The 26,329-nt window shown below is 42.9% G+C and carries 20 protein-coding genes; 11 read left to right on the forward strand and 9 right to left on the reverse strand.

The window, feature by feature from the left end; all coding sequences use genetic code 11:
- Nucleotides 1-17: 17 nt before the first annotated feature.
- The 3 genes from IRJ18_RS15890 to IRJ18_RS15900 all read right to left on the reverse strand — a co-directional run bounded on the left by IRJ18_RS15890 (nt 18) and on the right by IRJ18_RS15900 (nt 8,107).
- Entirely contained in the window at nt 18-446 is a 429-nt protein-coding gene (locus tag IRJ18_RS15890; RefSeq protein WP_228072896.1) for a retropepsin-like aspartic protease, read from the reverse strand.
- Between the two features lie 88 nt (nt 447-534).
- Nucleotides 535-2,796: a translocation and assembly module lipoprotein TamL gene (gene tamL / locus IRJ18_RS15895; RefSeq protein ID WP_194107294.1), complete on the reverse strand. Its 2,262-nt coding sequence runs from the start codon at nt 2,794-2,796 to the stop codon at nt 535-537.
- Between the two features lies 1 nt (nt 2,797).
- Nucleotides 2,798-8,107: a translocation/assembly module TamB domain-containing protein gene (locus IRJ18_RS15900; protein ID WP_194107295.1), complete on the reverse strand. Its 5,310-nt coding sequence runs from the start codon at nt 8,105-8,107 to the stop codon at nt 2,798-2,800.
- Between the two features lie 255 nt (nt 8,108-8,362).
- On the opposite strand from IRJ18_RS15900, the gene dnaE reads away from it, so the two are divergent.
- Complete coding sequence (dnaE, locus tag IRJ18_RS15905; protein WP_194107296.1) at nt 8,363-11,950, forward strand: DNA polymerase III subunit alpha; 3,588 nt, start codon at nt 8,363-8,365, stop codon at nt 11,948-11,950.
- An 18-nt stretch (nt 11,951-11,968) separates the two neighbouring features.
- Here dnaE and IRJ18_RS15910 read toward each other — a convergent pair whose 3' ends face one another.
- Nucleotides 11,969-12,856, reverse strand: a complete 888-nt coding sequence (locus IRJ18_RS15910; protein WP_194107297.1) for a flavin reductase family protein — start codon at nt 12,854-12,856, stop codon at nt 11,969-11,971.
- Between the two features lie 151 nt (nt 12,857-13,007).
- Between IRJ18_RS15910 and IRJ18_RS15915 the strand changes: the two genes are divergently transcribed.
- On the forward strand, nt 13,008-13,649 hold the full coding sequence (locus tag IRJ18_RS15915) for a DUF47 domain-containing protein (protein WP_194107298.1): 642 nt from the start codon (nt 13,008-13,010) through the stop codon (nt 13,647-13,649).
- Nucleotides 13,650-13,694: 45 nt separating this feature from the next.
- On the opposite strand, the gene IRJ18_RS15920 is transcribed toward IRJ18_RS15915, so the two are convergent.
- The 3 genes from IRJ18_RS15920 to gyrB form a co-directional block, all read right to left on the reverse strand.
- Entirely contained in the window at nt 13,695-14,771 is a 1,077-nt protein-coding gene (locus IRJ18_RS15920; protein WP_194107299.1) for a glutaminyl-peptide cyclotransferase, read from the reverse strand.
- A 124-nt stretch (nt 14,772-14,895) separates the two neighbouring features.
- On the reverse strand, nt 14,896-15,102 hold the full coding sequence (locus IRJ18_RS15925) for a helix-hairpin-helix domain-containing protein (RefSeq protein WP_194107300.1): 207 nt from the start codon (nt 15,100-15,102) through the stop codon (nt 14,896-14,898).
- 73 nt (nt 15,103-15,175) lie between these two features.
- The gene (gene gyrB / locus IRJ18_RS15930) at nt 15,176-17,134 is read right to left on the reverse strand and encodes a DNA topoisomerase (ATP-hydrolyzing) subunit B (RefSeq protein ID WP_194107301.1); all 1,959 of its coding nucleotides are present in this window, start codon (nt 17,132-17,134) and stop codon (nt 15,176-15,178) included.
- Nucleotides 17,135-17,286: 152 nt separating this feature from the next.
- Between gyrB and IRJ18_RS15935 the strand changes: the two genes are divergently transcribed.
- The 3 genes from IRJ18_RS15935 (at nt 17,287) to IRJ18_RS15945 (ending at nt 19,887) form a co-directional block, all read left to right on the forward strand.
- Entirely contained in the window at nt 17,287-17,874 is a 588-nt protein-coding gene (locus tag IRJ18_RS15935) for an OmpH family outer membrane protein (RefSeq protein ID WP_194107302.1), read from the forward strand.
- A 218-nt stretch (nt 17,875-18,092) separates the two neighbouring features.
- On the forward strand, nt 18,093-18,566 hold the full coding sequence (locus IRJ18_RS15940; RefSeq protein ID WP_194107303.1) for a nucleoside deaminase: 474 nt from the start codon (nt 18,093-18,095) through the stop codon (nt 18,564-18,566).
- Between the two features lie 187 nt (nt 18,567-18,753).
- Nucleotides 18,754-19,887: a DUF1972 domain-containing protein gene (locus tag IRJ18_RS15945; RefSeq protein ID WP_194107304.1), complete on the forward strand. Its 1,134-nt coding sequence runs from the start codon at nt 18,754-18,756 to the stop codon at nt 19,885-19,887.
- A 24-nt stretch (nt 19,888-19,911) separates the two neighbouring features.
- Here the strand turns inward: IRJ18_RS15945 and IRJ18_RS15950 are convergent, their stop codons facing one another.
- On the reverse strand, nt 19,912-20,670 hold the full coding sequence (locus tag IRJ18_RS15950; protein WP_194107305.1) for an AAA family ATPase: 759 nt from the start codon (nt 20,668-20,670) through the stop codon (nt 19,912-19,914).
- Between the two features lie 29 nt (nt 20,671-20,699).
- On the reverse strand, nt 20,700-21,113 hold the full coding sequence (locus IRJ18_RS15955) for an RNA-binding S4 domain-containing protein (RefSeq protein ID WP_194107306.1): 414 nt from the start codon (nt 21,111-21,113) through the stop codon (nt 20,700-20,702).
- 50 nt (nt 21,114-21,163) lie between these two features.
- On the opposite strand from IRJ18_RS15955, the gene IRJ18_RS15960 reads away from it, so the two are divergent.
- The 6 genes from IRJ18_RS15960 to IRJ18_RS15985 all read left to right on the forward strand — a co-directional run bounded on the left by IRJ18_RS15960 (nt 21,164) and on the right by IRJ18_RS15985 (nt 26,313).
- The gene (locus IRJ18_RS15960) at nt 21,164-21,616 is read left to right on the forward strand and encodes a hypothetical protein (RefSeq protein WP_194107307.1); all 453 of its coding nucleotides are present in this window, start codon (nt 21,164-21,166) and stop codon (nt 21,614-21,616) included.
- Nucleotides 21,617-21,661: 45 nt separating this feature from the next.
- On the forward strand, nt 21,662-22,480 hold the full coding sequence (locus IRJ18_RS15965) for a 2,3,4,5-tetrahydropyridine-2,6-dicarboxylate N-succinyltransferase (protein ID WP_194107308.1): 819 nt from the start codon (nt 21,662-21,664) through the stop codon (nt 22,478-22,480).
- A 9-nt stretch (nt 22,481-22,489) separates the two neighbouring features.
- On the forward strand, nt 22,490-23,125 hold the full coding sequence (locus IRJ18_RS15970) for a hypothetical protein (protein WP_194107309.1): 636 nt from the start codon (nt 22,490-22,492) through the stop codon (nt 23,123-23,125).
- A gap of 10 nt (nt 23,126-23,135) precedes the next feature.
- Nucleotides 23,136-24,263: a glycosyltransferase family 4 protein gene (locus IRJ18_RS15975; RefSeq protein WP_194107310.1), complete on the forward strand. Its 1,128-nt coding sequence runs from the start codon at nt 23,136-23,138 to the stop codon at nt 24,261-24,263.
- Complete coding sequence (locus IRJ18_RS15980; protein WP_194107311.1) at nt 24,256-24,822, forward strand: L-threonylcarbamoyladenylate synthase; 567 nt, start codon at nt 24,256-24,258, stop codon at nt 24,820-24,822. Before IRJ18_RS15975 ends, IRJ18_RS15980 begins: the two co-directional genes overlap by 8 nt.
- Before the next feature lie 72 nt (nt 24,823-24,894).
- Nucleotides 24,895-26,313: a CCA tRNA nucleotidyltransferase gene (locus IRJ18_RS15985; protein WP_194107312.1), complete on the forward strand. Its 1,419-nt coding sequence runs from the start codon at nt 24,895-24,897 to the stop codon at nt 26,311-26,313.
- The last annotated feature ends 16 nt before the right edge of the window (nt 26,314-26,329 follow it).

The raw sequence follows: 26,329 nt of genomic DNA on the forward strand, positions 1-26,329 counted from the left end.
TTAATTATTAACCGGACTTATTGATCCGTCTTAAGCCTCAGCTGCTTTTTTCCGTAGTCAATTACCGCTTTATACTTCATTAAAATATCGCCGCCTAAAACGCCTAATACTTCAGGGTGGTTCATTTGCCTGTAGGCGATGTTGATGGTAGATAGGTCAAGCACGGCTACCTCTATATCTCGGATAAGCAATTCCCCAATCCTAAGTTCGGGGATTACTGCGGTGAACGATGCCATTTCATTAGTGCCCAGCCCGGTAGAAAGCTTATCGCTCTCCACAATTGTAGCTTCCTCATGTGCCTGCAACAGGGATTTGTCAAATGCTGTTTTTGATGCGCCTGTATCCAGCACTACGGTAAATGCGCGCCCATAAACCTGTATATCCAGCAGTGGATGGAAGCCATCGTCGTGCAGGTCGATAATACGGAGCGGGTGTTTGATGATCATTTTTTAAATGTACAGATATGCGGATGTGCGAATATGCAAATTATCCTAATTAAATAATTGATCAATCATTCGCACATCTGCATATTCATCAGAATGGATATCCTATAGCCAAATTAAATATCCCGCCATGTGAATCAAACTTGAAACGCTGACCGTTAGGCAACCATGGTTTCAAAACAGGAAACCCAAAATCAGTACGGACTACTAATACAGTTACATCAAAACGTAAACCGAAGCCCACGTCGGCAGCAATTTGACTAAGGAAGTTTTTACCAAAAGCCGAGCCCGGCAAATTATCATGCGGGTTAAGGTTCCATATATTGCCGGCATCAACAAATAAAGCACCGCGCACAATGCTAAATAGCTGCGGGCGGTATTCAAGGTTGGCCTCTATTTTTATATCGCCCGATTCATCAGGCAGGAAACCACTGGTATTGCCGTTATTTTGTTTAGGCACGTACACTCCCGGGCCAATTGAACGTGCCCTAAAGCCACGAAGGCTATTGGTGCCGCCAATAAAAAATTGCTGACTGTATGGCATTATAGTAGAATTACCAAAAGGCACACCAACGCCAACCATCATGCGGGCTGCAACGGTGCTTATAGCGCCCAGCTTATGATAGTACCTAAATTCGTTCTCAAACCTAACATATTGATTGTAGTTAGTACCGGCTATTTTCTTTGCATTTCCAGCTAAAGTATCCGCACCTGATATTAACCCTAATAACAATGCCGAGGTACTTACTTTAGCATTGTAATACCAGGTATTGATGCGATTATTCTCCATGGTATTAGTGAAAGTATAGCTATAGGACGGGCCAAAAGTTAATTGGTTATCTATTACATGTTTTAAGGTTGGGTTACCTGTACTTATAATAGTGTCCTGATACTGCTTCGAGATGCTTGCGGCATTCACATACGTAATTTCAGTCAGGTTTAGCTGATGCGAACGGTGGGCGTCCTGTTTCCAATCGTAACCGAACGATGCGCTATAGGAGTTTAATGTATAAAGTTTTACCCGGTTTGTTAACGCGTACTGTAAATTAAAATTGGTATGCGGCACAAAGGCGCTGCTGTTAGTAAGGTTAAACGGACTGATAAAACGCGGCCATGAAATACCCGTTTGTACCCCGGTTTGGTAAACATTGTAACCGCTGTTTTGCCCCGACACCTGTACATCCGTACTTCCAAATAAAGATACCGTTAATAATTCGGCGCCCTTGAAGGCATTACGGTTGCGCCAGCTTAGGTTTACTTGTGTACCGGTAAAGTTGGCCGAAGTAGTGCGCCCTGCAACTTCAAATCGTAGAGACTTACGCTGGTAAGGGGTAAGAAAGTAAAATACGTTTAACTTCGGCGAATCTGTAGTGGATACATCTTCAAAACGGTTCTTTACAAATTTGAACGGGCCTAATTCCACAAAACGGTTTAAGGTTTTATTATGTTCTGTACGGCTATAAACACTTCCCTTTTGAAACTGTACAGTTTGTTTAAATACAAAATCGCGCACATATTCCTTTTTTTGCACAATAAAGTAGTTGCGGTAAGGCCGTGCCTTATCCAGCATCAACGATGTGTCGCGTAAGGTATAGTTTGGATAGATGTAGATGTTGTTAATGTGATAAATATCGCGGGCCCTATCCGCTGTTTGCCGCTTTACCTGTACAGTTATATCTACCTGATGATCGCCCACCGGGGTATCTATACGCATAATCAGGTCTTCGGGGGCGAAGTAGTAAAAACCCTCTTCCTTTAACCGGGCGTCTATCCGCACACGCTCGGCTTTTATAATATCCAGGTTATAGTTATTACCCACTTTAAAAAGTGTTTCTTTTGCAGTACCTGCTATAGCCGTATCCAAATCGGTTTTTCCTGTTGGGAAATGAATATTACGGATACTATAGGATGGCCCGGCTTTTACATTAAAAACAGCCTTAGCCGTTTTATGCTTGCTTACCGTATCGCCACTGGCCTGCGCATAAAAGAAGCCCTCGTTTTGCAGCCTGTTTTGCATGATCTTGCTGTTGTTATTCACATCAACAGCACTGATCAGTACCGGCGGTTCGCCGTATTTGCTAAAAAATTTCTGCAGAAAGTTGCGGCGGGCATGGGTTTTATAATATATCCAGAGTTTTACCCGCAAGCCTAAGATGCTTGAATTTGGCGCGGGCCTCACCAGCTCGGCCATTTCATTGGTGATAAATTTCTGGTCGCTTTTGGTAAGTTCAGCAGTGTCTACTTTAACTTGAGGCCCGGTATACAACTTTTGATTGTTTGCCAAATATTTGGTAGTACTGCATGCGCTTAACAAAGCTGCCGTTACAATTAAATATATAAACCTTTTACCCATGTTAATTTGCTGTTGTTGTTGGAATTTCCCGCTGCTGATCAGGATTTTCCACCATTTTGTTATTTATAACATCAAGCCTCTCTTCTTCCTCCATTTCAATGAATTCGGCGGGTTTAGGCGGGGCCTGTTGCTTTTGCTGATCGGACTGCTGCTGTATCTTTTTGTCTGTCGAATCCTGTTTGGCTTTATCTTCTTTCTTCTGTTCTTTTTGTTGCTGGTTATACTCCTTCTTCATGTTTTTTTCCTGCGGACTGCGTTTGCGGAACAACTGGCTGAAGCGGTTATAATCTACCGTAAGGGTAAAGGCTACGCCGGTTTCTATTACCTCGCCCTGTATTACTATATATTCATCCTTACGGTAAGCGCGCAGCATATAGCGGCCATCTTTACTTAATTTATAACCTACCGAAACATTACCTGCAATGTTAGTAGCCTTTTGCCCAGGCTGGTTTTGGCCTTCCAAATTAAAATTATTGCCCACGGTAACAGTTAGCCGGTCGTTCAGGAATTGCTTAGACAGGCCGACGTTCAAATCGGTACGGTTTTGCGCCTGACCGGTCGAGTAATCAGCTCCCGATTGCAGGTCGAAACTCAAAGCAACACCGCCTATCAGGTCGCCCGCCATTTTGTTTAACTGATCGGACAACAGGCTGCTTACGCTGTTGCGGATAGTACCGCTTACGGTTGGGCCTGCACCCTGGCTTTGCAGCGGGTTATCGCCAATAAAGTGGCCCAATACCAATACGCCTAATACCTGCTTATTTAATTCGTTAGGGTCCTGTCTTACCTGTGCCAGGCGGTTATTAACGGTGCTTACTACATCATTGGAAACGGTATAGTTATCTTCAGGAAGTACAATATCAAAGGTGATATCCGGCTTCATTAACTGCCCCTTCAGGTTAAGATTAACATTAAATGGCAGCTTTTGCAGATACATAGTACGCGCGTTCTCGTCGCCGGTAATTTGTTGCGATACCAGGTCGATAGGGGGTACTTTGGCTATATAGGTTGCTGTCAGATTAATATCGGCCGAGGTTGGATCGCCCGTCCACATAATTGTACTGCCCTGTTTAAAATCAAACTTTCGGTTAACGGTTGCATAGGATAAGTTATACGATCCCTCATTAACAACATAAGTACCCGTCAGGTTAATAGTACCGCTGGGGTCAATACCGGCACTTAACTGTGCGTCGCCTTTTAAATGTACCACATCGCCATTGCGTTCGTCTATCACAATATTAAAATTGGCATTTTTGTTCACCCTGATATTTGCCGTAACATCCATCCCCGTAACATTGGACTTTTTCAGCGAATCCAGTTTTTTCGCCAGCATAATTGAATCCATTCTTGGGGCATTGGCGTTGGCAAAATATACTACGCCCTTCCGGTCTTCCACCGCGGGGTCATCACCTGGCAACACAATGGTCAGATCGGTCTTGTCGTTTACAGTTAATGAGGCATCTACTATCGGCCTGTTCATATCGCCGCGGATCTTGATGCGGCTATCAAGATAAAGCTGGCCATAATACAGTTTATTATCAGCCTGGGTTGAATTAATTACCCTAAAGTTATCGGTGGTAATATCCAATCCAAAACGGTAATCGGTATAGGTTTTGGTGTAAACCGTTCCGCTCACCACAGCTTTGTTGCCGGTAGAATCTATCAGCGTAAAATCGTTAAAACGGATACCATCGTTATTAAACGTGACACTTTCCTTTTGCATGCGGAAGTACGAGTTTAACATGGAAACATTGAAGCCTACCTGGTTAAAGTTAACATCACCCCGCACCTGCGGTGCACTTGGTGAACCTGTGATCTTTAGCTGGCCGCTAATATTACCACTGGCCTGGCGGATAGCACCAAAGCTGAAGCCTTCAATGCTTTTTACATTCAGGGTAACCATGTTCAGGTTCATATCCAGGCGGCTTTCGGGCGCGGTATAGTACAGGCCGTTTAAAGTAACCTGGTTACCCTTGCCAGTGATGTTGATATCGGCAGCGTAAGCATTTGCTGTTTGGTTGTTTACTTTCAGCGCTACATTGCCCACCGTATCGCCCCTGAAGTTAAAATCGCTGATATTCATAGCCGAGGTAAACTGCGGCGACTTTTGCAGGTTGCTGATCTCGGCCTTGCCGTTAATAACGCCGCCTACCAGCAGTGAATCCTGCTGGGCAATTTTGGTCAGTGTTTCAATTTTGAAATTAGTGAAGCTAACCGTAAGCGGCGCATTATATTGGGCAGGGTTACTGTTAATGCTTAGTGTTTGGTTATTATTGGTAATGCTAAAATCGCGCGCCAGTATGCCTTTGCCGCCAAATTCCAGCGCATTGTTAGAATTAACCGCCCATGGGGTATAATCAAACATTAACCCGTTTTGAAGGAAGCTGAATTGATATTCGTTTGGTAGGGCGGTAAATACCCCTGCTATACGGTAACGTTCTTTTTTAGCAGCATCGCGTACTTGCAGACTAATGTTCAATTTGTTATCCCGGGCGCTTCCGCTAATGCTTGGATACAACAGGTTTAATGATGTACCCACTTTTACCTGGTCAACGGTCAGCGCGTAATTTAGCGCGTTATTGTTGGTGTTGATATTTAGTTTGCCGTTGCTGATAGTATTTGTGCCGTAAATTACTTTCGGTATGGCGCCATTAACGGTCAGTTCGCCGGTATTACTATCAAAGCGGCCATTTACAGTTACCGGCTCAAGCTGCTTCAGGTCGGGTACAAATTGTTTTAAAAGCGGGCTGTTTATCACGCGCATATCAAACACAAATTGCTGCGGCGGGTAAGGCGGCTTAATTGGTTTGTTATTTTTTATTTTAGCACGGTTAGCCGCATCTATTTTAGCCCTTGACGCAGCCGTTGCACCGCCAGCCATGCTGATATCGTAGTATTTGTTTATTACATCCTGAACGGCCGGGCCAATTTTTGTTAACTGATATTTACCGCGCATATGTGCGGTCATCATGGGTAGTTTCAAAAACAGGGTGCTGCTATCGGGTGTGGCAGTCGATACCAAACTTGCCGTATCCAAAGCAATACGCTGACCATTGTTCACCAGCAGCATATCGGTTAGTAAAATCTTGCCGTTTAAATAGTCCGGATCGGCGGTAGGAACGTCGGCCACCATTTTGCCGTGGAAACGCATCGGCGTAGTTGTAAGCTTTAACGCCTGCAGGTTTAAACTATCCACCATTAAAGTACCTTTAACCGATGGATATTTCTTGTTCAAATTGGCCTTAGCATCCATCGCGAAGCTGATGTTAGGGTCTCTCATGCGGGCATTCACTACATAGTTGCCGTTGGTAGCCGCGCCTTTTACTGCCAGGTTTTTATAAGTATACCCCTTTACATAAGCGCTGGCCACATTTCCATTAAATTGCAGGCTAAGGTTTTTGGGATTAGTGCCGGTACCTTTCACCCTGGCATTCATAGTAACCTTACCAACCATTTGTGGCTGTTTGGTTAAAACCCCAATGTTCAGATCTTTTAGTTTTACATCGGCTGTATAGCTTTCGCGCCCTTTGCGCGCGCCGTTGTATACCGCATTAACATCAGCAGCGCCAAGGCTGCTACGCAGATTAAGTTTGGTATCAAAGTTGGTCATCCCGCCTTTAAATGTTCCTTTCAAATTCATATTCTCGGGAATGGTGACGTTAGCCGGGATAGTGCCTTTAGGCAACAGGCGTAAAATGTCAGAACGGTTAGTGTTGAAATCTTTAATGTTCAAATCGGCATACACTCTATTCACATCCGGTAGGCCTTTTATGGTAGCCGATGCTTTAATATGCGTGTGACTCAAGCCTGTAATTTCGAGATTAGGGATGTTCAGATTATTAACCCTTCCCGATACCCGGCCGTTAATTCTAAACACCGAGTTTGGCGAACTTTTGAATGGTTCCATACCAGCCATATTTGGTATGAGCAGTAGTACATCTTTCAGGTTCAGTTTACTGCCGTCAAGATTAGCGTTAATGGTTAATGCCCCTATATTTTTGCTAATAGCATCAAGCGATGGATAGCCAATTTCTATCTGCTTTTGCAGGATAGTATAGGGGGTTTCCAGGTACATATCGTTCAGGTAGGCTTTCTTTGGCCCGTAGAAGAATGTGGTATGGAATTCTTTTACCCGCAGGCCGCTTTTCTCGTTAAAGTTCAGCGTATTGATTTTACCCGAAATGGTATCTGTGGTGTAGGCCAGATCTTCTATCTCGGTATTCAAATCGCGGATATTCATGTGGGCAAAATCCAACCCGCGGGCTATTGGTTTTTGCGCGTCATTATCAAACCTGATGTTATCGTTAGCAAAACTCATTTTGGCTAGGTTAACAATCCAGGGTTTGTTGCTGCCCGGCGGGGTTACCAGTGTGTCCAGTTTTTTAACAGTTTTTACTACCGCCTTCACCACGGTTTGGGGTTTGGCTAAGGTAAAGCCCGCGCTGGTATTATCTAATTTTATTGATTTTATATCGATTTTTTGCTTTTTTAGATCTATTTTATTCATTTCTACCAATAATTGGCCCAAATCCATTTGGGTGCTCATTTCACTGGTGCGATAATCCAGTTTTATTTTTGATACGTCGATAGTACCAAGACTGATATCCATATTTAGCGGCCTGGTGGCCGTATCTATTGTTGCCGCCCGCCCAATGGATGAGCCAACCGGTGTTTGGATAATGCGCGCATTTACCCCTGAAAGATTGATCTTAGGGATATTAAATTTCATTTTATCCATATCGAAATCCTTAATGCGGGTGTCAAAATGGCCCACCAGGAATTGCACATTATTACCGGTAGTTACATCTTTATAGGAAATGTTGATCTTATCTAAAATGATCTTATCCAGCGAGAACTTTATGGTAGATGTGGTATCGGTAGGTTTTACTTCTTTGTTCTGTTCGCTGGTAAAGGCTTTAATAATATAGTCAAAATTAAACACGCTGTCGGCTCCGCGGTTTACTTTGGCTGTAATGCCTTGCAGGTTTATTTCATTAATTTCAACCTTCTTGTTCAGGAGTTTAAAAAGACTGATGTCGACTTTTAGCTTATCACCCGCAATAAGGGTGTCTTTTTTTTGATCTTCAAAATAAACGTTTTCAAGTACAATCAGCTTTGGGAGGCCCAGGCTTAAATGCCCTATTTGTACTTTGGTATGTATTTTACCCTGCACATAGTTCACCACTTTATCTTTAGCAAAATTCTGGACGGCGGGTACCTGTATAAGGATAGCAATCAGCAATACTAAAAAAAGTACGCTGGCAATTATCCAAAGGATGGTTTTAAGAGCTATACGTCCAAATTTTTCCAAATCTTAATTTTTCAAAAGGTATTGTTTTTCAGATTGGTAGTGCTGCAATCCGCTTAAATCATTAAGCCACATATGCAATATATAACCAAACAATTTTTTAACAAAACTTGCAAGGAAGTGTTTTGAACGGATAATATTTTGGCTGTATTTCGATTACTTTCAGCCCGACGCCCTAATTTTCAACAATGCTGTATTCGCCGGTGATTTTTGATAAATTTGTTATCCGCCAAAATATAGCGCGACAGATTTTTTGCCATGCCAGATTTTTCTCATTTACACGTACATACTCAATTCTCCCTGCTTGACGGGGCCGCCGATATTACTAAGCTATACAAAAAAGCGGCAGCCGATGGCATGAAGGCCCTGGCCATTACCGACCATGGTAACATGTTTGGCGTGTTTAAATTTGTAGCTGAAGCATCTAAACATGGCGTTAAGCCTATTGTAGGCTGTGAATTTTATGTGGTTGATGACCGCCATAAAAAACAGTTTACCAAAGAAAATAAGGATGTACGCCGGCATCAATTGCTCTTGGCGAAAAATGCCGAGGGCTACAAAAACCTGGTGAAGCTATGCTCGCTGGGCTATATGGAAGGCCTTTACAGTAAATGGCCGCGTATTGATAAGGAATTGATATTAAAATACCACAAGGGGCTGATCGCTACCACTTGTTGTATAGGCGCATCGGTACCGCAAACTATTTTAAAAGGCACTGAAGAAGAAGCAGAAAAGGAATTTAAATGGTGGTTAGACCTGTTTGGCGAAGATTATTACATCGAGCTTCAGCGCCATGATATTAACGAGCAAACCATTATTAATAACACGCTGCTTAAATATGCTAAGAAGTATAACGTAAAGGTAATTTGCTCAAACGATTCGCACTATGTGGATCAGCAGGATAGCAACGCGCATGACATTTTACTGTGCGTTAATACCGGCGATATGCAAAGCACCCCCATTATGACGGATGAGGATGCCAGCAGTAAAGGCAAGCGGTTTGGTTTCCCTAATGACCAGTTTTATTTTAAAACTCAGGCAGAAATGGGCAAGTTGTTTCACGACCTGCCTGAATCGTTAGACAATACCAACGAAATTGTGGATAAGGTAGACGTGCTGAAATTGAAGCGCGACATTATGCTGCCCAACTATCCGATACCCGATGAATTCCGGATACATAACGGCCCCGAATCCGATACGCTGAACCAATGGGAATACCTGAAGCACCTGACGTTTACCGGCGCTAAAGAACGTTATATTGATATTAGCCCCGAGGCGGAAGAGCGCATTAACTTTGAATTATTTACCATCCGTACCATGGGCTTCGCTGGCTATTTCCTTATTGTAGCCGACTTTATTAAGGCTGGCCGCGATATGGGCGTGTTTATTGGCCCGGGCCGTGGTTCGGCTGCAGGGTCAGTAGTGGCTTATTGTATTGGTATCACTAATATCGACCCGATAAAATACAATCTCCTGTTCGAAAGGTTCCTGAACCCCGACCGTAAATCGATGCCCGATATTGATACGGATTTTGACGACGAAGGCCGCCAAAAGGTTATTGATTATGTGGTTGATAAATACGGCAAAAACCAGGTAGCGCAAATTATCACTTACGGCAGCATGGCCGCCCGCACCAGTATACAGGACGTAGGCCGTGTGCTGGATATGCCGCTAAGCGACGTGAACGCCCTTAAAAAACTGGTGCCTGATACCCTGGGCATTAACCTGAAGCAGGCCATTGAACAAGTGCCCGAGCTACAGGAAATATATAAAAGCAAAGAGCTTAAAGGCATAGTGCTCCGCGAGGCTGAAAAACTGGAAGGGTCGGTACGTAACACAGGTGTCCACGCGGCGGGTATTATTATTGCGCCGGATGACCTGACCAACATTGTTCCGGTTGCCACCGCAAAGGATTCTGATTTGTTAGTTACCCAATATGATGGCCGTGTAATTGAGGATGCCGGCGTTATTAAGATGGACTTTTTAGGCCTGAAAACGCTTACCATTATTAAGGGTGCCTTGCGGATGATCAAACTTAACCATGGCGAGGATATTGATATTGATCTATTGCCGCTGGATGATCAGTTAACCTTCGAACTTTACCAGCGGGGCGATACCAACGGTACATTCCAGTTTGAAAGTGACGGGATGCAAATGTACCTGCGCGATTTGAAGCCGGATAAATTTGAGGATCTGATAGCTATGAACGCGCTATATCGTCCCGGCCCGATAGAATATATTCCCAACTTTATTAACCGTAAGCATGGCCGCGAGCCGATTACTTACGATTTGCCTGATATGGAGGAATACCTGGCGGAAACCTACGGGATTACTGTGTACCAGGAACAGGTGATGCTTTTATCGCAAAAGCTGGCAGGCTTTAGTAAAGGCGATGCCGACGTTTTGCGGAAGGCCATGGGTAAGAAGCAAATTGAGGTACTTAATAAAATGGAGGCCCAGTTTATGGAGGGTGCTATGGCCAAAGGCCACCCCAAGGATAAACTGACCAAAGTATGGAACGACTGGAAGGCCTTTGCCCAGTATGCGTTCAATAAGTCGCACTCTACCTGCTACGCGCTGGTGGCTTACCAAACCGCCTGGCTTAAGGCGCATTACCCGGCTGAATACATGGCGTCGGTATTGAACAACCAGAACAGCATTGATAAAATTTCTTTCTTTATGGAGGAATGCCGCCGCATGGGCGTACCGGTTTTAGGTCCTGATATTAATGAGAGCAACCAAGCCTTTGCTGTAAATAAAAAAGGCGAAGTGCGCTTTGGCCTATCGGGTGTAAAAGGCGTGGGCGATAAGGCGGTGGAAAGTATTATAGAAGAACGCGAGGCCAACGGCCCGTATAAGTCGGTTTATGATTTTGCGCAGCGCAGTAATGTGCGCGCGGTTAACAAAAAATCGTACGAGAACCTGGTATATGGCGGTGGTTTTGACGAGTTTGGCTTAAAGCGCGCGCAATTTTTTGCCAAAACCGAGAACGGTATTTTAACCGGCATAGAACGATTAGTAAAGTATGCCAACGACTACCAGAATACACAAAACAGTACGCAATCATCCCTGTTTGGTGGTTCAGTAGCGTCATATATCCCCGAACCGGCAATGCCCGAATGTGAGGAATGGCCGTTGATAGAAAAGCTTAAATACGAGAAGGATGTAATTGGCATTTATTTAACCGGGCATCCACTGGATAATTATAAGCTTGAGTTAAATAAGTATTGCAACGCAAAGGTATCCGACCTAAAACTGATGCAAAAAGCCCGCTCTGCTGAAGGCGGTGAGGAGATTATGGCAGCTTTTGCCGAACTCCGCAAAAAAGGGGAAATATGCATTGGCGGCCTCATGGCAAACGTACAGCATAAAACTACCAAAACGGGTAAACCATTTGGCACCTTTGTGTTAGAAGATTATACCGATAATTATGAATTTGCGCTGTTTGGCGATGATTATATTAAGTTCCGTAACCTGCTTGGCGAGGGTTTCTTTGTACACATCCGCGGCAATATTGAAGAGAAGTTTCGCCAGAAGGATAATTGGGATTTGCGCATCAACACTATTTCCCTGTTATCTGAAATGCGTGACCGCCTGACAAAATCTATCACCGTGGTGCTCGACCTGCATACGCTGGATAATCAGCTGCTGGATAACCTGCAAAATATGGTGCAAACAAACAATGAAAAGTATCCTAACAAGAATTGCACCCTGCGCTTCCTGGTTAAAGACCGTGAAGATGCCCTGCTGGTAGATATGGCTTCAAAAACCTACAAAGTAAACCCAAGCGATGATTTGCTGGAGGATATCCAGAATTTGACCAATATGGAGGCAGTGCTGGGGTAAGGCGGCTCATTGGCCGTCTTACATTAACAGGATTTTAATCGCATCCTCAACCTTTTCTTCAGTCAGCAGGTTTTTTGCCTTTAAATGCAGTTGTAGTTCGCGGGTATGGCTGTCCCCTATAGTGGCATCAAGTATTTCTTTTATTTCATCCGATTGCGCGAATTGCTCAATAGCAGCATCGTCCGGCAGGGTGGTAAGGTTTCCCAATTTTCCTAAATCATTACCAGTTAATACTGCTGAATTGCGCACGTTGTAAGGCAGCGCGTCCACCCCTATCCCTATATGACGGTTGGGTTTCTCTACTGTGAACAGGTTTTCCTTAGTTACCCGGCAATACCAGTCGCCGCCCAGGCGTGCAACCTGGTCCATTTTAGTTTGATCTATTTTACCATCTTTATTCAAAACGGCCTCGTTGATGTGCATTAGTTTTATCTCAGCTATAACCAGGTTACCTGCACCCGGGCCATCGCCTAAACTGATGATATTATTTACCACACATTCAAACTGTACCGGCGATTCGGCCACGCGGGGTGGTTTTACCAATTGCGACGGTAATTCGGTAAAGCCTGCTTTTATAAACTCGTTTACCCCCTGGGCATACTCTACGCTGCTAAGCGAGGTTTGCTGCACCATGCTGTAGTTTACAATGTTGATCACCAGCTCGCCCACTTCTTTTAAATTCTCCAGGCTGTGCTTGGTGGTGTTATCCCTAACCCTCCTTGACGGCGAAATAATACATATAGGGGGATTAGTACTGAACATGTTAAAAAAACTGAACGGGCTAAGATTTACCCGGCCGCTTTTATCAATGGTTGATGCCAGCGCGATAGGACGCGGGGCTATAGCATATTGCAGATAGTTTTGCAATTCAACGGGCGACAGATCGGCTACTGTAATACTTAACATAGTAAATAAAGGTATAAATTTACCATACTTAAATTATGACATCAAATAGTATATTATCCTAACAATTTTAACAATCTTGCTAAAAAATAACTTAACACTAACTTAACATTAGCTCATTAGCTTTGTTATTCACGTTAAATCAGATCATCCTATGCAACAGCGCCTCTACAAATCGGCTTTTCCAAATGTTAATGATCTTTTCTTTAACCATTTTAACCAGGCTGCCGAAAATGCCAGTGTTATGGCAGGACTGTTGTTTGAGGCCATTACCACCGATGATGAGCAAAAACCGCAATACAATACCATTAACCGTTTAAGGGCTAAAAGTCAGGAAATTGCACATCAGGTTTTTATCGATTCGGGCAAGGCGTTCATCTCCCCTTTTGAACGTAGCGATATGTTCGATCTGGCTAAGGCTATAGATGAAGTTTGTGGTTATATTAATATCTCATCGCGTCGGATAAATTTGTACCAGCCTACCAGCATTACCCCGCCTATTATAGAATTGGCAGGATTAATTGTAGAACTGTGTGCCGAATTACAGCGTTGTATTGATGCCCTTAGCAATATTAAAAATGCCCAGGTAATAACCGATTCTGTTAATGCAATTAAATCCCTGGAACATTACGCCGATAAAGTATACAATAAAGCAGTGGCGGCCTTACTTATTGACGAGCCCAACGCTATTGAGCTGATAAAATACAACGAGATATTGCTGGCCCTGGAAACCACTACCGACAAATGCGAACACGTAACCAACGTAATAGAAAGCATTGTAGTGAAGAATAGTTAGTGCCTACAGGGTGAAGCGCTCACTAATTAAAACCGAAATAAGCTATTATTTCTTCTCCAATCTTATCTGATACAGATGCGGCCATTTTTTGCCGGTTACAAACAGGCGCTTGCCTTGTGCATCCCAGGCTATACCGTTAAACACTTTATCGGTACTGTCAAAATCTATAGGGCGGTCTTTTTGAGGCCAAAGGTTGGTCATATCGGCATGCTGTAGTACAGCGCCGGTTTTAGGGTCGATAACCAGGATATCGTTTGTCGTATACACGTTGGCGTATAACTTGCCATCAATCATCTCCAGTTCGTTTATCTGCATTTTTTGCGCCTGGTTATCGCACACATCAATATAACCTTGTGCTTTATAAGTATCCTTATTCAGGAACCAGATACGGTTAGTGCTATCGTCTAAATACAATTGTTTGCCGTCAAAACACATACCCCAGCCTTCTTTGCCTACATTATTGGTAAACGTACTAAGCAGCGCGAACGTGTTTTTATCATACACATAACCTATCTTCTCGGTATAGGTCATCATAATTAGTTTATTGCCAACTATGGATATGCCCTCGTTAAAAACCTTTGGATCGCCGTTTACCATTTTTAAAATTTTGCCCGTTTCCAGGTCGACCTTGCGTAAGCTCGATTGCCCTGTAGCGTCTCCTGCCCGGCCACCATCGCTTTCGTACAATACGCCATCCTGGTATAGCAGACCTTCGGTATAACTTGCCGTATCATGCGGGAAAACTTTTTCAACTACAAACTTCAATTCTTCGGGCGCCTTAGCGGCAAACAATACAAAGTTGGTAGCCACATCAATACTTTTGCCTCCCTGGTATACTTTAGCAATAATTACCCGCGAACCCATTTTCATGCTGTCGGTCTTCAGGATCAGTGCTGATGAATCTTTGGTTGAACCACACTTCATCGAATCTAACAGGTAAACAATAGAATCCGGCTTCATATTACCATAATGTACTTTTACTTCTACAGGCTGCCCTGCATTGTAGGTTTTACCCATCTCCGGGGTCATGGTAATTGCCTGATCGCCGTTATGGCCGGTGTCTTTACAGCCGAATGCTAACAGGGCAGACAGGCTTAAAAGTAAAATATTCAATTTTTTCATTTGTGGGAATTAGACGCAACCGCATAAACACACGGTTTTACCGTATAGGTAACGCAATTGCTCAAATATATTGTATATCTGCTAATATCAAAAAGGCAATTGTCAATCATTAACGTAGTTTTAATTATTGATTTTTAAACTTTAAGCCCGCTTCTTCCATCTGCGCCATTAATGGTTTTGTGGTTGCAGGTCCCATACCGTGCAATGCTTTAAATTCTTTTTCAGTTAGCCTGGATAGGTCTTCCAATTTTTCAATTCCGGCATTATCCAATGCGCGTTGTGCCGGTTTAGAGAACCTGGCAAAAGGACCGGCGGGTTTCGATGTTTTCATGAATTAAAAATACAAAAGCCCTTTTTGCAATGCAAAAAGGGCTTTTAAAATCATAAATCGAAAATCCGAAATCCTAAGTATCTATTCTTGCGTATTTCGCATTCTTTTCAATAAATGCGCGGCGTGGCGCAACCTCGTCACCCATCAGCATGCTGAAGGTGTGATCACACTCGGCAGCATTTTCAATGGTAGCGCGGCGCAGGGTACGGGTAGCAGGGTTCATTGTGGTTTCCCATAATTGTTCCGCATTCATTTCGCCCAAACCTTTGTAACGTTGAACATGTACGCTGTCTTCTTTACCACTGCCTTTTAAACGTTGAATGGCCAGATCGCGCTGCTCATCGTTCCAGCAATATTCAGAATCTTTACCTTTTTTAACCTGGTAAAGCGGTGGTGTTGCAATATATACATAACCATACTCTACCAGTTCTTTCATATAGCGGAAGAAGAAGGTAAGGATCAGCGTAGTAATGTGCGATCCGTCCACGTCAGCATCCGTCATAATAATGATCTTATGATAACGCAGTTTGGTCATGTTCAAAGCTTTGGGATCTTCAGGAGTACCGATGCTTACACCCAGGCCAGTGAACATATTTTTTATTTCCTCGTTCTCGTATATCTTATGCTCCATAGCTTTCTCCACGTTCAGGATCTTACCCCTTAACGGCAGAATAGCCTGGTTATCTCGGTTACGGCCTTGTTTGGCAGTACCACCGGCCGAGTCACCTTCGACAAGATATAGTTCGCAAACAGCAGGGTCGTTGTTAGCACAATCGGCCAGTTTACCCGGCAAACCAGAACCGCTCATCACCGACTTACGTTGCACCATCTCGCGCGCCTTACGGGCAGCCGCACGGGCAGTAGCTGCAAGGATCACCTTCTGAACGATCATTTTAGCCTCGCGCGGGTTCTCTTCCAAATAGTTGCCTAAAATTTCACCCACGGCTACGTTTACCGCACCGCTAACCTCGCTGTTGCCCAGCTTAGTTTTGGTCTGGCCTTCAAACTGCGGCTCCTGCACTTTTACAGATATTACTGCAGTTAAACCTTCACGGAAGTCATCGCCCGTAATTTCAACTTTAACGTTCTTCAGCAAACCTTCCTTATCAGCATAAGCTTTAAGTGTACGGGTTAATCCCATACGGAAACCGGCTACGTGTGTACCACCTTCAATAGTATTAATATTGTTTACATACGAGTGTACATTCTCGGTATAAGTATCATTGTACTGCAAAGCCAGCTCAACCGGGATGCCATTCTTTACACCTTCCAGATAAATTGGCTCGGGGATAATAGGCACACGGGTACCATCAAGATATTTAACAAATTCTTTAAGGCCACCTTCAGAAAGAAATTCCTCGTAAATAAAATTACCGGCATCATCTGTTTCACGTTCGTCTGTTAACGACAGGCGGATGCCTTTATTAAGGAAAGCCAGTTCGCGCAGGCGGGTGGCTAATGTATCATATCTATATTCGGTAGTAGTAGTAAATATCTCCGCGTCAGGCTGGAAGGTTTGTATGGTGCCTGTTTTATCTGATACGCCAATTTCCTTCACATCAAACAGTGGCTTACCGCGTTCATATTCCTGGGTGAAAATTTTCCCTTCGCGGTGCACTACCGTTTTTACATGTACCGACAGCGCATTAACGCAGGATACACCCACACCGTGCAAACCACCCGATACCTTGTAAGTGTCTTTATCAAACTTACCGCCCGCGTGCAGTACGGTCATTACAATTTCCAGCGCCGATTTGCCCTCTTTGGTATTGATACCCGTTGGGATACCACGACCGTTGTCTTCAACGGTAATGGAATTGCCTTTGTGGATGGTTACTTTAATAGTATCGCAATAGCCGGCCAGCGCCTCATCTATCGAGTTATCTACCACCTCATAAACCAAGTGGTGCAATCCTTTAACGCCGGTATCGCCTATGTACATGGACGGGCGTTTACGCACCGCCTCCAGGCCTTCTAAAACCTGTATATTATCTGCCGAATAATTAGATCTGTCTATGTTTTCGTCGCTCATATGTTAGATAAAAGTATAACTTTCAAAAATACCATTTTTAGCGCAACTATAAGCTAATGTGGATAAATATGACACTTGTTTAAAACACCTGTTAAAAGATTAGGATACTTCAGTTGAAAGTTTATCTTTGTCAAAATTTTTTAAACCAGATAATGAAAAGAAGCGCCTCAATTGCAACAAAATTCACCCTTGGCCTGGTGATAGCGGGTAGTGTAATTGCCTGTAAACAAAACAATACCGATACAAAAGCAGCAGCCACCCCGGTAGCGACCGATACAAAAGCACAAATTGTATATGTTAACCAGGATTCGTTAACTGCCAACTACAAATACGCGGTTGATATGCGTAAACGTTTGGAAGATAAAAGCAAAAGCGCGCAAAGCGATGTACAATCAAGGCAGCAAGCTTTCCAACGTGAATATCAGCAGGCACAACAAGGCGCTGCTACCATGACACAAGATCAGCAAAAAGCAACCGGCGAGCGTTTACAAAAAGATCAGCAGGCTTTGCAGCAATATCAGCAAAATGCCGGCGCACAGTTACAGCAAGAGCAGAGTGAAGAGTTAAAGAAACTATATGATAAGATAGTTGATTTCACTAAACAATATGCTAAAGAAAAAGGCTATAAAATGGTACTTACCTATGCCAATGGCAATACCACTATGCTTTATGGCGATCCAAGCCTTGACGTTACTGCCGACTTCCTGAAAAAACTAAACGCAGCATACGACAAAAAATAACCTATCAATTATAAACTCAAATAATGAGACCCTGATCGCCTGATCGGGGTTTTTTGTTGAAGAGTAGTTAAGTTTTGTTAGGTTGGTTTTTTGAAGTTAAAAATGAGCGTGAAACATTTCTGTGATAAGCTGCTTATTTATTATAATCAAATTTTTAAAACCTTTATTTACTATAAACCAATTACTTCTTTAACCAATTAACTTAGTCATTATAAAAAATGAACGATCACGATAAATTTATGCGCATGGCCATTGACCTTGCCGAGAATAATGTAGTGCAGGGACAAGGCGGCCCGTTTGGTGCCGTAATAGTGAAGGACGGTATGGTAATAGCCCGCAGTGCCAATAAAGTAGTGCCAACTAACGATCCAACTGCTCATGCCGAAGTATCAGCTATCAGGCTTGCTTGCCAGGAACTGGAAACTTTTAGTTTAGAAGGTTGTGTAATATATACCAGTTGTGAACCATGCCCCATGTGCCTGGGCGCTATATACTGGGCACGGATAGACCATATTTACTATGCCAACACCAAAGCCGATGCCGCAGCCATAGGGTTTGATGATAAGTTTATTTACGATGAACTTGACCTGCCCATGGATCAGCGCAAACTGCCCATTATCCAGCTAATGCGCGATGAGGCGCTAAACGCTTTTAAACTTTGGGAAACCAGCGAGAAGAAGACGGAGTATTAGTGTACAAATATGCAGATGTGCGTATGTGCAAATGATTGAAGAATTATTTGTACATACGCATTTTTATTTCACAATATTCCTATCTACATATTTGCCCATCCCCGCATTTGCACATCCGCAAGGCAACCATTCTCATTTTCAGTCCGTAATACAATAGCAAGATCTGCTAAACTATTGTATCTACAGCATGAAATTACGAGTAGCCATTTTAGGAACCAGGGGAATACCCAACCATTACGGGGGATTTGAGCATATATCCGAATATGTATCAGCCGGCTTAGTTAAACGCGGCCATTCGGTAACGGTTTATAATTCGCATAGCCACCCTTACCAGTCCAATACATGGAATGGAGTTAATATAAGGCATTGTTATGATCCTGAATACCTGATAGGTACCCCAGGCCAATTTGTGTATGATATGAATTGCCTGCTGGATGCCCGCCGTCAAAAATTTGATGTAGTGTTGTTGATGGGCTATACCAGCAGTTCGGTATGGGGATGGCTGTACCCTCATAAAAGCACCATTATCACCAATATGGATGGCATGGAATGGAAACGTACCAAGTATTCAAAACCCGTTCAGCAATTCTTAAAATATGCCGAAAAGTTGGCTGTGCAATACAGTCAGTATTACATTTCCGATTCAAAAGTAATACAGGCTTACCTGGCGGATAAGTATAATATACAAAGTAGCTATATCCCCTATGGTGCAGATGTTTTTACCGAACAGGAGCGCGAACAAATTAACCCCGCTGAAGCCTCAAAAGAAGATTATTTTTTACTAATGGCCCGTATGGAGCCTGAAAATAATATTGAAACCATTTTAGAAGGTTTTAATAACAGCAATTCAGACAAAACCTTTAAAGTGCTGGGCGATACAACCAACCGCTTTGGTAGATACATTACAGAGAAATTTAAGAAAGACGAGCGTATTGAATTTAAGGGTAGTATTTTCAATACTCCTAAAGTGCGCCAATTACAAAATAATTCCTATTTATACTTTCATGGCCATAGTGTTGGGGGTACCAACCCATCCCTGTTGGAAGCCATGGCCAGTGAAGCCTTGATAGCGGCGCACAACAACCCATTTAATAAATCAGTGTTGAATACCGACGCATTTTATTTTTCAGACGCTACCGAAGTACGGGATTTGATTGAGAACGTGCAACGCAAGGATACCGAACAGACGATGGTAAAAAACAACCTGAACAAAATTCAGGACTTATTTAATTGGGAAACTGTGGTTAACCAGTACGAGGAGTTTATTGTTGAATGCTATAAAAATTCAAATTATAAACGGGTAGTGCCCAATTTAGGATAATTTAACCTCTCTGAAATTAGATACTTATTCTTTCAATAGATGCCCTACCAGGTAATCTGGATTTTTAAAAAAGTCCTGATACGTTTGAAAAAGATCGGTTTCTTTGTATGATTTCTCCTGAACCCCTTGCTTACCAAATTCGTAAATTAAAGAATTGGGGTAAGCAATAAGTATTGGCGAGTGTGTGGCAATAATAAATTGCGATTGCTTATCAATCAATTCATTCATCCGTATCAGCATAGCCATCTGCCGCGATGGCGAAAGGGCTGCTTCAGGTTCATCTAAGATATAAAAACCATTTCCCCTGAACCTTTTCATAAATACTGCCCAAAACGATTCCCCGTGCGATTGCTCGTGCAATGATACACCGCCATAAGCTTCGATAATTCCAGCTCCTTCCAGTCTATTTCCATTCTCATCAGTATCAAGCCGCTCAATTTCGGTAGCTACATTAAAAAAGCTTTCGCTTCGTAAAAAATAGCCATCGGTATGCTTATGTGTACCGCGGTGAGTTGCCAGGTGTCGGTGCAGGTCCGAATGCGATTCGCGTGTGCCAAAATTGAAATTTATAGAGCCACCTTCAGGATTAAATCCAGACGCTACAGCAATAGCCTCTAAAAGTGTTGATTTGCCGGTGCCATTTTCGCCAATCAGGAATGTGACTTGTGGATGAATGTCCAATTCATACCGTGTTTTAAAAAAAGGTAAATTAAAAGGATATATAGCGGGGGTTGTGCCGGCCTTGTTAAAATGTATAGATTTTAATTCCCCTTTAGATATCATATATTACAAGTGCATGAATATAAGCCAAATCATTCATCTTCCCTTTTCTCTCCTTCAAAAAAGCCTCCCTGTAAATCGTCAATTTCACGGCGGTCACGCTTAGTTGGTCGACCAGTGCCTCTGTCACGTTTCAAAACCGGCGCGTGGAACATAGATTTAAAAGCGTGGGTTTGTTCAACCGGTGTAATGTCTTCATAAAAGAAAACGGCAGTTTTGGCGTCAGTTCTGTTTTCTAACAGACCTGTCACTTTTATTACTTTGCGCTCAATCCCTTTAGCTACCTGGTACACCTCCCCTACCTTCACCTCGTGCGATGGTTTAATGTTATTGCCCTCCAGTTTAACCCGCCCAGCCTTGCATGCGTCCGACGCCAGGGTACGCGTTTTAAACTGTCTTATGGCCCACAGGTATTTATCTATCCTCAGCTTTTCTTTTTCAGGCATATTATCAATTCATAAAACACAAATTTAGCGTTTTACCCTATATTTGAACCATGGACGAACAATATACCGAACCAGAAGAAAAACAGGAAAATAATGAAGAAGCCGGAGTTGAAATTTATTCAAAAATGGCTATCCGCGGCTTCTCCATATTCTTTTCTACCCTTTTTGGTGGTGCGCTTTTATTTATCAACTTAAAAAATGCCGGATATAAAAGTGCGGCTTATAAAGTGTTGGCCTTTGCTGTTGGTTATACTTTATTAGCCAGTATTTTATTTAGCAATATTAAAGGAGCCGTAGGTGGAGGTTCAGTAATTTTAAATTTAATCGGTGGTGTGATTTTAGCCGATTACTTTTTCCCAAAATACTTTCCTGATAATGATTATTACCCGCGGTCAATTTGGGGTGCTTTAGGCGTTTCACTTATCCTATGCTTTAGCATTATTCTGGTGCTATATTATACTGGTAATCTGCCCGAATTAAATATCCCGGCACCAAAAAAGTAAAACAATTCTGCCTAAAATTTCCTTAATTTGCTAAAATTTTAAAATATGCCTACCGATATAAAAAAACTAATTGAAGACGCCTGGGAAGACCGTACCCTGTTAGGTGAGAATGAATATGTTAATGCGATAGAAACCGTAGTTGAACGGTTGGATAAGGGTGAATTGCGTGTTGCTGAGCGAATAGGTACCCGCTGGCATGTAAACGACTGGATAAAGAAAGCTGTTATCCTTTATTTCCCTATCCGCCGCATGGATGAGATAAAAGTTGGCCCTTTTGTTTTCCACGACAAAATGAAGCTAAAAACCGATTATAAAGCCACGGGTGTACGCGTAGTGCCACATGCTATTGCCCGTTATGGTGCGCATTTGGCCAAAGGTGTTATCATGATGCCATCGTATGTAAACATTGGCGCGTATGTTGATGAAGGCACCATGGTTGATACGTGGGCCACTGTAGGCAGTTGCGCGCAAATTGGCAAGCATGTACATTTAAGCGGTGGCGTTGGCATTGGCGGCGTTTTAGAGCCCGTACAAGCAGCCCCGGTAATTATTGAAGATAATTGCTTCATTGGCTCGCGGGCAATTGTGGTTGAGGGGGTACATGTGGAAGAGGAAGCAGTATTAGGGGCCAACGTAGTGTTAACCGCGTCAACTAAAATTATTGATGTTACCGGCGACGAACCTATTGAATATAAAGGCCGTGTACCGGCACGTTCAGTAGTTATCCCCGGATCGTACACCAAAAAATTCCCCGCCGGTGAATACCAGGTGCCTTGCGCGCTGATCATTGGTACCCGTAAGGAGTCGACCGATAAAAAAACGTCCCTTAATGACGCGCTAAGAGAAAACAATGTTGCTGTTTAAGTAAATATTATGAAAACCAAACCCTATCACAAACTTGCATTGTTGTTACTAATTGTTTTCAACTGTTTAGGTGTTAAGGCACAAACTAAGCCATTAACAGCAACAGAGAAAGCAGCCGATATAGTATGTGCTGAATTAAGCAAGGTTGATCTTAATAGCAAAACGTCGGCAGAAATGATGACGCTTTTTCAAAATTGCCTGGTGAAAGTTTTTGCCGATAACATGGCCGATCTTGAAGCCGAAATGGGTTTTGATACCATGGATGGGGAAAGTGGACGTAAGATAGGTGAAGAAATTGGGCGAAAGTTATTGCTGCGTTGTCCACAATTTATAGAAATATCTATGAAGTTTGCTAAGGAGAAAAATCCACCTGAAGCAGAGGTAGCAGCCAGTACAACTTTGGGTACCATTTCAAAAATTATCAGCCCCGATTTTACCGAGGTGAGCATAAAAGATGCGGCCGGGCGCGAAAGCACTTTTTATTGGTTACGCTATTTTAAAGGCTCAGAACAGTTTGAAACGGCCCCTACAAATAATATTGGCAAAAAGGTAAAAGTAACATGGCTTGAAATTGAATGTTACCTGCCAAAAGCACATGGTTATTATAAAATCAAAGAGATAAGGTCTATTGATTTTGTTAACTAACAAAACTAATATGAGAATTGGATACGATGCAAAACGATTTTTTTTGAACAACACTGGCTTGGGTAACTATAGCCGTTGGTTGGTAAAATCGCTTGCGTTATATTATCCCAATAACACCTATTTGGTTTATACGCCAAAGGTAGAGCCTAATGCCCGATTAGATTTCCTGCGGTCTTTTAAAAACATCCAAACACGCTTGCCCAAACGTAAGGTACTGGCGTCATGGTGGCGTACGCGTGGCATTGTGCAATATCTAAAACGCGATGCTGTTGAATTATATCATGGCCTCAGTCACGAGTTACCCTCGGGCATACGCACAAGCGGTATCAGGTCGGTGCTTACCGTGCACGATCTGATATTCATGCGTTTCCCACAATACTTTGGTATGGTTAGCCGCACTATATATTTGGCTAAGCTAAGATACGCCTGCCGGATATCGGACAGGATCATTGCCATTAGTCAGCGCACTAAAGATGATTTAATAGAATTATTACAGGTGTCGGCTACTAAAATTGATGTTGTTTACCAGGGTTGCGACATTGCATTTAAAACGCCTTGCTCTGAAGCACACAAACAAGCTGTTTTAAAAAGATACAAAATTAGCAGCCCATATCTGTTAAGTGTTGGCACTATTGAAGAACGTAAAAATTTGTTGCTGCTTATTAAAGCTATGTCCCAAGTTGACCCAAACGTTAAACTGGTAGTTATTGGTAAACAAAAAGATTATGCTGAGGTGGTAAAAACAGCCATTCATCGCTATCGTTTAACTGAACGCATGATATTTTTAGATCACATTGACTTTGCCGATCTGCCTGCGTTTTATCAGTCGGCCGCTGCGTTTGTTTATCCATCGCGCTATGAAGGTTTTGGTATCCCTATTTTGGAGGCGCTTAATTCAGGCACGCCGGTTATTGCCGCGACGGGTTCTTGTTTAGAGGAAGCCGGTGGGCCGTATAGCCTATATACTGACCCAGATGACCATGCTGACCTGGCGACTAAAATTAACCGGGTATTAACTGATGAGCAATTGCGCAACACAATGATAACCCAAGGCAGGGCATACGCCGAAAATTTTGACGATGAAAAACTTGCAGGCCAGTTAATGACTGTTTACCAGAATATACTACAACATGCTTAAAGATGAAGTTGCCAACGCGCTAAAAGTAGTGCAGGATGGCGGTATAATCCTTTATCCAACCGATACTATTTGGGGCATAGGCTGCGATGCTACCAACACCGAAGCTGTAAAAAAGATATTTGCCCTGAAACAGCGAGATGAAGCCAAAAGCATGATCATTTTGCTTGACAACGATAACAAACTGCAAAGCTATGTAAGCCACGTGCCCGACATTGCTTACGATTTAATTGAGTTTGCCGAAAAACCGTTAACATTGGTAATGCCCGGCGCCAAAAACATCTCCCCTGCTTTGATTGCCGAAGATGGCAGTGTGGGTATCCGTGTGAGCAATCATGATTTTTGTAAACAGTTGATGCAGCGCCTGCGTAAGCCGTTGGTATCCACCTCGGCTAATATCAGTGGTCACCCATCACCTAAAAACTTTGGACAGGTATCGCCGGAAATAATTGAGGGGGTAGATTATGTTGTTGATCTGGAACAACACGATATGAGTGAAAAACAACCATCAACTATTATGCGCCTGGAAGCAGACGGACGGTTCGAGTTTCTGCGCAGGTAAAATCCCATAATAACCGCTATTTAACTAACTTTGTAACAATTGCACAGTAGGCCTGTTGCAAGCATCACAACCATGAAACAACACCTGCAGCATCCTGTATTTAAAGTTATCGCCAAAGTGGCTGATGATATGGGTGTGCAAGCCTATGCTATTGGTGGTTTTGTACGTGATATTTTTTTAGAGCGCCCATCAAAGGATATTGATATTGTGGTATTGGGCAACGGTATACAATTTGCCGAACAGGTGGCTTCTCAATTAAAAGTAAAACTGGCTGTATTCAAAAATTTTGGTACAGCTATGTTGAAATATAAAGATATAGAAGTTGAATTTGTGGGTGCGCGAAAGGAATCATACCGCTCGGATTCACGCAAACCTATTGTAGAAAATGGCAACCTGGATGATGACCAAAAACGGAGGGATTTTACTATTAATGCTTTGGCAATAGCTTTACATGCATCAGAATTTGGACAGTTGATAGATCCTTTTGGCGGCATTGTGCACCTGGAAGAAAAACTGATAAAAACACCACTCGATCCAGCTGAAACTTTTTCTGATGACCCGTTACGTATGATGCGTGCTATTCGCTTCGCATCGCAACTGGATTTTAAGATCAGCGGTGATGCTGTAGAAGCTATTAAGAATAACAAAGAACGAATCCGAATTGTATCACAAGAGCGGGTAACAGATGAATTGAATAAAATCATTTTATCGCTAAAACCATCTATTGGTTTCAACTATTTATTCGATACCGGGCTGCTCCATATTATCTTCCCGCAAATGACAGCACTGTATGGTGTGGATTATATTGATGGCAAAGGCCATAAGGATAACTTTTACCATACACTGCAGGTATTGGATAATATTTGCAGTACTACTACCAACCTATGGTTACGCTGGGCAGCTATTCTGCATGATATTGCCAAACCTGCTACAAAACGTTTTGAGCCGGGACATGGCTGGACTTTCCACGGGCACGAAGATCGCGGGGCACGTATGGTCCCCAAAATATTTGCGCAGTTGAAGCTACCGCTGAACGAGCATATGAAGTTTGTACAGAAACTGGTACAATTGCACTTACGCCCTATTGTATTGGCACAAGATACCATTACCGATTCGGCCGTACGACGTTTACTTTTTGAAGCAGGCGACGATACCGAGGCATTGATGCTGCTCTGTAAAGCCGACATCACCACCAAAAATGAATACAAGGTAAAACGCTACCGCAACAATTTTGAACTGGTATTGCAAAAACTAAAAGACGTTGAAGAGCGTGATAAAATACGTAACTGGCAGCCACCGGTAAGTGGTACAGATATTATGGAATTATTCGGGATTGAAGCGGGGCGTGAGGTTGGTATTATTAAAAACCAGATACGCGAAGCCATACTGGAAGGCGACATCCCGAACACGCGGGAAGCCGCTTTAAATTTCACAATTGCAAAAGGTGAAGAAATTGGCTTAAAAGTTGTGGCAAACTCAAAATTGAATTAAAGTATTATTTTTGACC

The sequence above is a fragment of the Mucilaginibacter boryungensis genome, assembly GCF_015221995.1.
GTDB classification, from domain to species: Bacteria; Bacteroidota; Bacteroidia; order Sphingobacteriales; family Sphingobacteriaceae; genus Mucilaginibacter; species Mucilaginibacter boryungensis.